We start from the raw sequence: 8,365 nt of genomic DNA on the forward strand, positions 1-8,365 counted from the left end.
CGGAGGTAGAAGGCGGTGGGCTGATGCCGCAGAAGACGCTCCTGCTGGTCACCGTGGGCAATCCACCGTCCACGCTCGTGAACTCCTTGCAGGAACCGCTGGCGACCCACATGGGCGTCAGCGCGGTCGTGAGCCGGACGGCGCTGTCGTCCCCTGCCTACGCCTTCAACAAGGACCGCAGCCAGTACCACTGCAACGCCATCATGCGGCGGCTGGGCACGTTGCTGGAGGACGCGCCGCAGGAGCTGGTGATGGGCGTGACGGACGCGGACCTCTTCGTGCCGGACTCGCCCTTCGTCTTCGGTGAGGCGGACCGCGAGTCCAAGGTCGCGGTGATGAGCCTCTACCGGTTGCGCCAGGGCGCGGAGGGGGAGGCGCTGCGCCGCCGCGTGCAGGTGGAGGCCGTGCACCAGGCCGGCCACCTCATCGGCCTGTCCTACTGCGAGGACGCGCGCTGCGTGATGTTCTTCCCGCAGACACCCCAGGACTGCGACCGCAAGCAGCTGGGCCCCTGCAATGTCTGCCGCAATGAGCTGAACCGCCTCAACCGCTGAAGGTCCAGCCCGCCGCCGGTGGGCCTCACGGGCAGGCGTAGGTGCTCGACGGTCCCACGTCGGCCAGCGTCAGCGCGCGGCACTGCATGACGGCGCCCCGGGCGGGGAAGCGCTTGGAGACGTAGGCGCCCAGCGCGTTCCGGATGAGCAGCGGATCCACGAAGACCACCCCGGTCGCGGAGCCCTGCTGCGGCCAGGCGACGTTCTCCACATACGTCTGGGGCGAGGGTGCGTAGAGCCAGAACGCGTTCCCGGTGAAGTTCACGAGGAGGTTCTCCTCGTAGTAGCCGTCCTTCGGGACCTCCGAATAGGTGCAGCCGTTGGACTCCATCTTGTTCCCGCCAATCTCGATGGCGTTGTCGGACGCGCCGACGACGGTGTTCGCGACGACGCGGACCGAGTCCGCGGGCCAGTGGTAGCAGCTGGCGTCCAGCTTCCCGCTGGGGAGCATGAACGCAGGCCCGACGACTCCCTCGAAGTGGTTGTCATGGAGGAAGTGGGAGGATTCGTGGATCCGCACGCCCATCGCGTTGATGAACCAGTTGCCGTGGACGTGGGCGTTCGTGCCCATCCGCAGGACGAGCCGGTCCTGCGTGTTCCGGAACGTGTTGAAGCGGAAGACGTTGTAGTTCGTCTTGCTGGAGATCATCTCCTGTGACGGCTCGATGTTCTCGAACAGGTTCGACTCGACGATGGTGGACAGGTCACCCACGGTCTTGACGTCACCGATGATGCCGGAGCCCAGCTGGATGGACTCCCCGTTGTTGCTCCCGCCAGAGGACTTCTTGCCGTAGAACAGGTTGTAGGCAATCCGGTTGTCCACGTTCCCGCAGTTGGTGGCGTTGCAGGTGATGCGGATGCCCTGGGCCGGCAGGTTCTCGAAGCGGTTGCGGAGCAGGCTGTTCCGCACGCTCGAGTTCTGCAGCTTGATGCTTCCGTCCGCGACCGTGGGCTCTGGGCCCGCGTCGATGAGCGCGTTGTGCCGGAACTGACAGTCCTTGGCCCGGTTGAACGAGATGACGTTCTGCTTCCGCGCGCCCCTCCAGACGAACCCGTCCACGTTCAGCCACTCGCCGGAGATGCTCAGGGAAGACGCGCCCGTGAAGACGACCTTCCCGCGCGTCTGCGCCCGGAGCGTGATGGGCTGGGTGGCGGTGCCGTGCTGGGTGAAGTTGATGCTCGCGCCGTCGTAGGTCCCGTCACGGACGACGATCTCCGCGCCAGGTACGGCCGCCGCGATCTGCTGGTTGATCTCCGCGACGGAGGTGGCCAGAGGGGCCACGACCGTCGAGCCTCCCCATGCGGGTGCGGCGAAGGCGAGCAGGGCGGCCGAGGCAGCCGTGAGGCACGAGCGGAAGGGAGTGGCTGGGGGGGTGGGCAGGATGGACATGAAAAACATTTAATACATGATTTTCTGATTGAGCGGGAAGTGGGGTGCAGTGAACCGGGACGGTGAATGCCGCTGCGTGCGTTGACGTCCCAGGGCGCGCGCCCTGTAGTGTTCGGGCGGAACGTGCGGCAGGGCCGGCGGCACAGCGGGAGACTTTGATGATGAGCATGCGGCGATGGCTCGGTGCGGTGGTGGCGTTGGGCTTGTTGGGTGCGTGCGAGCCCTTCGAGGACGGAGGTGGCGGTGGCACCACGGGCGACGTCCTCTTCGACAAGGGCTTCGCCTTCGTGCGCGGCGACCGGAACATCTACGTGGTGGACGACGACGGCGACCCGAACAGCCCGCAGCGGCTGACGACGGCGGGTGGCGCGTACACCCCCTCGATTTCGCGCGACGGCACCAGCATCGTGTTCGTGCAGAAGGTGGGCACCACCACGTCCCTCCAGACGGTGCCCACCACGGGCGGCACGGTGGCCACGCTCCTCACCAGCAACGACCCGGCGTGCGGCGCGTGCACCAACTTCCGCGGACCGACCTTCAGCCCGGACGGCCGCACCATCGTGTTCGCGTTCGACCCGCGCCCGGGCGCCGCCAGCTCGCTGGCCCGCATCAACGTGAACGGCAGCGGCTTCACGGAGCTGACGCCCGGCACGACCATCTCCTACGGCGCGCCGTCCTTCTTCCCCAGCGGGAACACGGTGGTGGCGCCCGCGGGCAACAACACCTTCCAGTACAACCAGCTCGCCTTCGTGCCGGCGGCCGGTGGCAGCCCCACCTATGTGTCGCTGGGCAACGAGGTGCTGGCCATCGCGAACCGCGCGGTGGTGTCGCCGGACGGGCGGCAGGTGGCGCTGGACGGCCGGCTGTCGTCGGGCAGCACGCGCATCTTCGTGGGCAACGTGTCGGCCACGGGCCTCAGCGGAAACCTGCGGCGGCTGACGGACTACACCGCGAGCACCGTGCAGGAGAGCTTCCCCAGCTGGGCGAGCAGCACTTCGCTGGGCTTCCTCTTCAACGACTCCGGCGGTGACCCCAGCATCTACCGCGCCCCGGTGTCCTCGACGGCCAGCTCCGTCACCCTCGCGGTGCCCGCCGCGAACGAGCCCTTCTACGGGCCGCTCTGAGCCGCAGACGCCCTAGTACTCACCCAGGGGCCGCGGTCCCTTCGCGGGGGGCGCACGGGGGGCCTTCCACTGCTCCTTGTACTGCGGCAGGGAGGGGCTGCGGGGGTCCACGGCCCGTTGGGGTTTGTGCAGGAGGGTCGTGACGCTGATGAACATCATGACCAGCGCCACGAACGTAGAGAGCAGGGCTTCCGGCAGCCCGACGCCTGCGCCCGCGGGGCGGCTCTGGTCGGGAGCCTCTGGAAGGTAGGTGACATCCACGGGGGAGCCGGGACGCAGGTCCCACCAGCCCTCATCCGTCTCGCTGTACTCATGGTGGAGTTCCGTGCCGTCCGGCAGGCAGAAGGTGTAGCGCAACTCCGTATTGTCGGATGCATACGGGGTGACGCTCAGCACCGTGCCCTGCACGTGGACTCCCTCCCGGATGAAACGCCGGGTGGTCGCGTAACGCCTCCAGGTGACCACCAGTAGCAGGGCAGGAATGCCCATGAAGAACACTGCGAGCACGGCTCTACCCAAAGGGCTCATGGCGTTGTCAGGATGAGGGGGGCCGCGTAGCGGTGGCAATCCGGAGAACCCGCTGGCTGGCCGCCTCCGGCACCGCCTTCCCCAGCAGCGCCACCAGCCCGATGAGGCTCAAGAGCACGAGCACCACGCTGAGGAAGAGGGCGAGGCCCAGGGTCATCACCCCGTGGCCCTCCGGGTAGCTTCGGCGCGGATCCTCCCGGCCGTAGAGCACCTGGACAGGGTCCCCGACGCGCAGGCGCTTCCACAGCTCCGGAGAGACAGCGTGCTGCCCCCTCTGCTGGGTGCCCTCCAGCGGCGTGAAGGCGTAGTACAGCAGGTACTCCCGGTCGTCCGACGCCGCGATGAGCTCCTTGCGGAGCACCGTGCCTTGCGCGTGCAGCCCCTCGCGCACGATGCGCGTGTCCATCCGGTACGTCATCCACGTCATCACCAGGAACGTCAGTCCGAGCAGCACGAACGACGCGCCCAGGATGCGTGCCGCGAGTCGGGCCATGGGCTCAGGCCTCCTGGGCTCCGGCGGCCCGTAAGAGAACCACCACGCCCGTGACGATGGCCCCTCCCGCCACCAGGAAGGCCAGCAGGGCGCCCTCCAGGGGCATCCCGCCTTCACCCTCGGGGTAGCTGAGGCTGGGGTCCTCACTGTCGTAGAGCACCCGGATGATGCTGCCCGCGCGCAGCCGCTCCCACTGCTCCCGGGACACGGAGCGCTGGGCGTTCTGCATGCCGCCCTTCCGCGAGAAGCTGTAGTGCAGCACGTAATCCACCCGGGAGGACGTCCGGCTCCGGGCGAGCTTCTCCTTGCGCACCACCCGGCCCCGCGCCCAAACACCGTCGTTCTGGACGCGCAGGTCGCGCTGGAAGATGACGAAGACCATCACGACGGCGATGACGCCCATCAGCACGAACAGCGCCCCGTCCGTCCCCGTCATGGGACCCCTGCGGGACCTGGATCTCCTGCCGCCGAACAAGAGTGTGATGATGGAACCGAGCCGGATGTGCATGTGTCCCCTGACTCCCAGCCCCCACGGAGCCCGCCTGCCGGTCCAAGCGTTGAACGGAGCGGGTGAAAATGGCAACCCGGCGAAATCCCGACGCGGGGGCTCCCTGGCATCGCGTCCGCCGAAACGCGATGCTGCCCCCCGCTGCTGGAGGTGCACACCGTGTCCCTGTTCGATGCCGTCACCGCGGGAGACCGCGCCGCCCTCGCCGCCCAGCTCGACGCGGGCGCGGACCCCAACCCCTTCGACAGCCAGGGGCGCACCCCGCTGATGGTCGCCGCCCGTGAGGGCCGCGAGGACCTGGTGCGGCTGCTCCTGGAGGCCGGCGCGGAGCCCACGCTCCCCGACAAGCTGGGCGAGACGGCCTTCATCACCGCCGCCGCCTACGGCCACGTGACGGTGTGCGCGCTGCTGGCCTCCAAGGCCACCGACGACGAGAAGGACCTGGCGCGCACGCTCCTGGCCAACCAGGGCCTCAAGGAGCTGCCCTCGCGTCCGTCGGAGATCGCCCCCGACGACTTCCGCCGCAAGCTCGCCTCCGCGGGCGCCTACGTGGCCGGGAAGCTGGGGGACAGTGACACCACCAAGCGCCTGGAGCGCGTGCTGCGCTCCGAAAAGGGCTCCGACAAGGGCCGCAAGTAGTCACGTCATCCAGGTCCTCCGGACAGACGAAGGGCCCGGCCGCTCCCACCTCGGGGAGCCACCGGGCCCTCGTCACATCCGGAAGACGCTGAAGCGGCTACTCCGGCTTCGCGTTCACCACGGGGCTCGGAGACACCGTGCCGCCCTTGTTCGTGACCTCCATCGAGTCCGCGACCAGCTCCGTGATGTCCTTCACCTGGATCTGCTCACGGCCGGTGTCGTTCTTCGCGTCGTTGAGCATCGTGGAGCAGAACGGGCAGGCCACCGCGACGATGCCCTTGCCACCCTGTTCCTTGTAGTCGCCCACCATGCCCGGCTTCTTCTTGTCCGTGGCGTCGGGGTAGGGCGTGTTCGGGTCCTCCGCGTGCTTCAGCGTGAGGGCCACCTCGTTGATGCGGTTGTGGTTGATGCGCGTGCCAATGTGCTCTTCCATCCACATCCGGCCGCCACCGGCGCCGCAGCAGAAGCCCTCGCGCTTGCTGCGCTGCATCTCCACCACTTCCAGGCCCGGGATGCTGTTGAGCACCTCGCGGGGCGCGTCGTACACGCCGTTGTGACGGCCCAGGTAGCAGGGGTCGTGGTACGTCAGCTTGGTGCCGGTGTTCATCACCGCGGACAGCTTGATGCGCTTGTCCTTCAGCAGCTCGTTGATGAGCTGCGTGTGGTTGATGACGCGGTACTCGCCGCCGAACTCCGGGTACTCGTTCTTGATGGTGTTGAAGCAGTGCGGGCACTGGGTGATGACGGCCTTCACGCCCATCGCGTTCCAGGACTCGACGTTCGTCTTCGCCAGCGTCTGGTACAGGTACTCGTTGCCCATGCGGCGCGCGGAGTCGCCGTTGCACATCTCCTGCTTGGACAGCGTCGCGAACGACACGTTCGCCTCGCGCAGGATCTTCACCAGCGCGCGGCTGACCTTCTTCTGCTTGTCGTCGTAGCTGCCCGCGCAGCCCACGAAGAACAGGTACTCGTACGGGCCGCCGCCATCACCCCAGGTGGGCAGTGCCAGGTCGGAGGCCCACTCGTCGCGCTGGTCCTGGCCGATGCCCCAGGGGTTGCCCTGGCGCTCCATGCCCTCGAACACGCGCTGGATTTCCGGCGGGAACTCCGCCTTCACCTGCACCTGGTAGCGGCGCATGTCGATGAGGCGCGGGACGTTCTCGATGAACACCGGGCACGCCTGCTCGCACCAGCCGCAGCTCGTGCAGGCCCACACCGTCTCCGCCTTCAGCGCGCTGCCAATGATTTCAGGCAGGGGCTCCTTCACGCCGCTGGGGCCGTAGCCCTCCTCCACCCACTTCTCGTTCTCCCAGAGCCAGTGCTTCAGGTCCTGGTTGACGCCCTTGTGCGTGAGCGGCTTGCCCGTGATGTACGTGGGACAGTGCGTCTGGCACCGGCCGCACTCGGTACAGGAGTACAGGTCCAGGCCGTTCTTCCAGGTGAGGTCCTTCACCGTGGCGGCGCCGAACTCCTCCTTCTCCAGGTTGGGCGTGGGCAGCTTGCCGGTGGAGTGCGTGCGCTGGAAGAAGACGTTGGGCAGGCCCGTGATGATGTGGAAGTGCTTGCCCAGCGGCAGGAAGTTCAGGAACGCCAGGATGATGACCAGGTGGATGAAGAAGCCCGCCACGCCCAGCGCGTGCGCCACCGTGACGCCCAGGGGCATCATGGCCAGGCCCACCACGCTGGTGATGGGCTCCCACCACACGAGCGCGGACGGCGTGGACGGCACCTGCGTCGCGCCCATCTGCACCTGCTGCGCGGCGGCGTTCGCGGCCACCATGTGGCTGCCGCCGAACATGAACTCGGTGATCATCAGCCCCGCGATGAAGCCGAGGATGAGGTACGCCTCCCACGACTGGGACATGCGGTCCGGCTTCACCTTCCAGCGCGTCCACACGAAGTACGCCACGCCCAGCAGCGCCAGCCCGGCGACCAGGTCCTTGGTCAGCAGGTAGACGCGGTAGAGGAAGAGCAGCGGCGGCGCGGCGTCCCAGGCCGGGTGGCTCAGGTCGGTGAGCACGTCCAGCGCGGTGGTGGAGAAGCCCATCGCGAACATCATCACGGTGCGCAGCGCCAGCACCATGAAGGCCGCGTAGATGAAGATGTGGAACAGGCCCGGCGTGAACTCCTCCGGATCCACCATGCGCTTCTGCCCCAACCCGAAGCGCACCAGCTGCGCCACGCGGTAGGGGATGTGGTCCAGCCGGTTCTCCTTCTTCATCGCGAGCAGCACGCCCACGCGGCCGGACATCGTGATGACGAAGATGGAAAGGGCGCCTGCCAGGAGCAGGCCGGTGATGATGGGGTTCATGGAACCTCGGGAACCTCTGGGGCCGCACGGCGGTTGGACGCCGGGTTGCCGCGTTGCGGCAAGGCTTGGATGACGATCAACCCTAGCAGGGGTGATTCTCGAATCAAGCCTCGTGCCGAAGGCCCTGCCCGCCAGCCGGTCCGACTGTCCGACAGGTTTGTCCAGAACCCGCCTGGCCTGCCGGTGAGCAGGCGGCCGGACGTGTTGCCTGGAACTCAAAAGACAGTTTGGAGGCCCGAGGGCTTTACAAAACAGGGGCGTGCTCCCAACATGTTCGTAAATCGGTCAAGAGTCGCTTGTAAAGGGACCGCATGGTGCGGCCCCGGTGACCGACGCAGGGCGTCCAAGGGGATGCGAGCAGCTGTCAGGCCGTACACCCCGTGAACGGAGCGCCAAGGAGCCGGACATGAGCCACGACGAGAGCACGTACCTGGACGAGGGGCGAGACTATCTGGACCCGCGCGGTGACACCGAGGGCGGCCCGCTGGTGCCCCTGGAGACGCAGGACGGCCCGCGCTGGGGTCACCTGGATGAAGAGGCCTGGGGCGGCTGGAGCGTGGTGGAGTGACCTGCGAGGCCCCCGCGGCCGTGACAGCGCGGGGGCATTCGTTCAACGTCGACGGGAGCACACTCCCGGGCGGTGATGCAGTGCGCTGGACGCGGTGCTCCCTGTGCTTCAAGGGTCGAGCGCCGACTTTCTCCAGAGCCTCCTGAAGTAAATCCGTAAAGTGCTGAGCGGTTCCGCCGACACGCGGGTGTTTGTAGGTGACGCAGGGCGTCCGGGTGGGGTGCTCGGCGCCTGTCTCTTATACCCATCT

Annotated in this window: 9 protein-coding genes; 4 read left to right on the plus strand and 5 right to left on the minus strand. The window is 67.6% G+C overall.

Features of this window, described 5'->3' with window-relative positions; translation table 11 throughout:
* Positions 1 to 23: 23 nt before the first annotated feature.
* Complete coding sequence (locus D7X12_RS17980) at positions 24 to 554, plus strand: non-proteolytic archaemetzincin-like protein (protein WP_120626497.1); 531 nt, start codon at positions 24 to 26, stop codon at positions 552 to 554.
* A 25-nt stretch (positions 555 to 579) separates the two neighbouring features.
* Here D7X12_RS17980 and D7X12_RS17985 read toward each other — a convergent pair whose 3' ends face one another.
* Positions 580 to 1,836: a chondroitinase-B domain-containing protein gene (locus D7X12_RS17985; protein ID WP_158620065.1), complete on the minus strand. Its 1,257-nt coding sequence runs from the start codon at positions 1,834 to 1,836 to the stop codon at positions 580 to 582.
* A gap of 269 nt (positions 1,837 to 2,105) precedes the next feature.
* Between D7X12_RS17985 and D7X12_RS17990 the strand changes: the two genes are divergently transcribed.
* Positions 2,106 to 3,068 (plus strand): TolB family protein, encoded by a 963-nt coding sequence (locus D7X12_RS17990; RefSeq protein ID WP_341868228.1) that lies wholly within the window; start codon positions 2,106 to 2,108, stop codon positions 3,066 to 3,068.
* 12 nt (positions 3,069 to 3,080) lie between these two features.
* On the opposite strand, the gene D7X12_RS17995 is transcribed toward D7X12_RS17990, so the two are convergent.
* The 3 genes from D7X12_RS17995 to D7X12_RS18005 are packed head-to-tail and all read right to left on the minus strand — an operon-like array spanning position 3,081 to position 4,525.
* Positions 3,081 to 3,575, minus strand: coding sequence for a DUF3592 domain-containing protein (locus tag D7X12_RS17995; protein WP_158620066.1), 495 nt, complete (start codon positions 3,573 to 3,575; stop codon positions 3,081 to 3,083).
* Between the two features lie 28 nt (positions 3,576 to 3,603).
* Positions 3,604 to 4,089, minus strand: coding sequence for a DUF3592 domain-containing protein (locus tag D7X12_RS18000; protein WP_120626501.1), 486 nt, complete (start codon positions 4,087 to 4,089; stop codon positions 3,604 to 3,606).
* Positions 4,090 to 4,093: 4 nt separating this feature from the next.
* Complete coding sequence (locus D7X12_RS18005) at positions 4,094 to 4,525, minus strand: DUF3592 domain-containing protein (protein ID WP_158620067.1); 432 nt, start codon at positions 4,523 to 4,525, stop codon at positions 4,094 to 4,096.
* Between the two features lie 231 nt (positions 4,526 to 4,756).
* On the opposite strand from D7X12_RS18005, the gene D7X12_RS18010 reads away from it, so the two are divergent.
* On the plus strand, positions 4,757 to 5,236 hold the full coding sequence (locus D7X12_RS18010) for an ankyrin repeat domain-containing protein (protein WP_120626503.1): 480 nt from the start codon (positions 4,757 to 4,759) through the stop codon (positions 5,234 to 5,236).
* A 97-nt stretch (positions 5,237 to 5,333) separates the two neighbouring features.
* Here the strand turns inward: D7X12_RS18010 and D7X12_RS18015 are convergent, their stop codons facing one another.
* The gene (locus D7X12_RS18015; RefSeq protein WP_120626504.1) at positions 5,334 to 7,547 is read right to left on the minus strand and encodes a (Fe-S)-binding protein; all 2,214 of its coding nucleotides are present in this window, start codon (positions 7,545 to 7,547) and stop codon (positions 5,334 to 5,336) included.
* A gap of 406 nt (positions 7,548 to 7,953) precedes the next feature.
* Between D7X12_RS18015 and D7X12_RS43455 the strand changes: the two genes are divergently transcribed.
* On the plus strand, positions 7,954 to 8,115 hold the full coding sequence (locus D7X12_RS43455; RefSeq protein ID WP_167509012.1) for a hypothetical protein: 162 nt from the start codon (positions 7,954 to 7,956) through the stop codon (positions 8,113 to 8,115).
* Positions 8,116 to 8,365: the final 250 nt, after the last annotated feature.

The sequence above is a fragment of the Corallococcus sicarius genome (assembly GCF_003611735.1).
Taxonomy (GTDB): domain Bacteria; phylum Myxococcota; class Myxococcia; order Myxococcales; family Myxococcaceae; genus Corallococcus; species Corallococcus sicarius.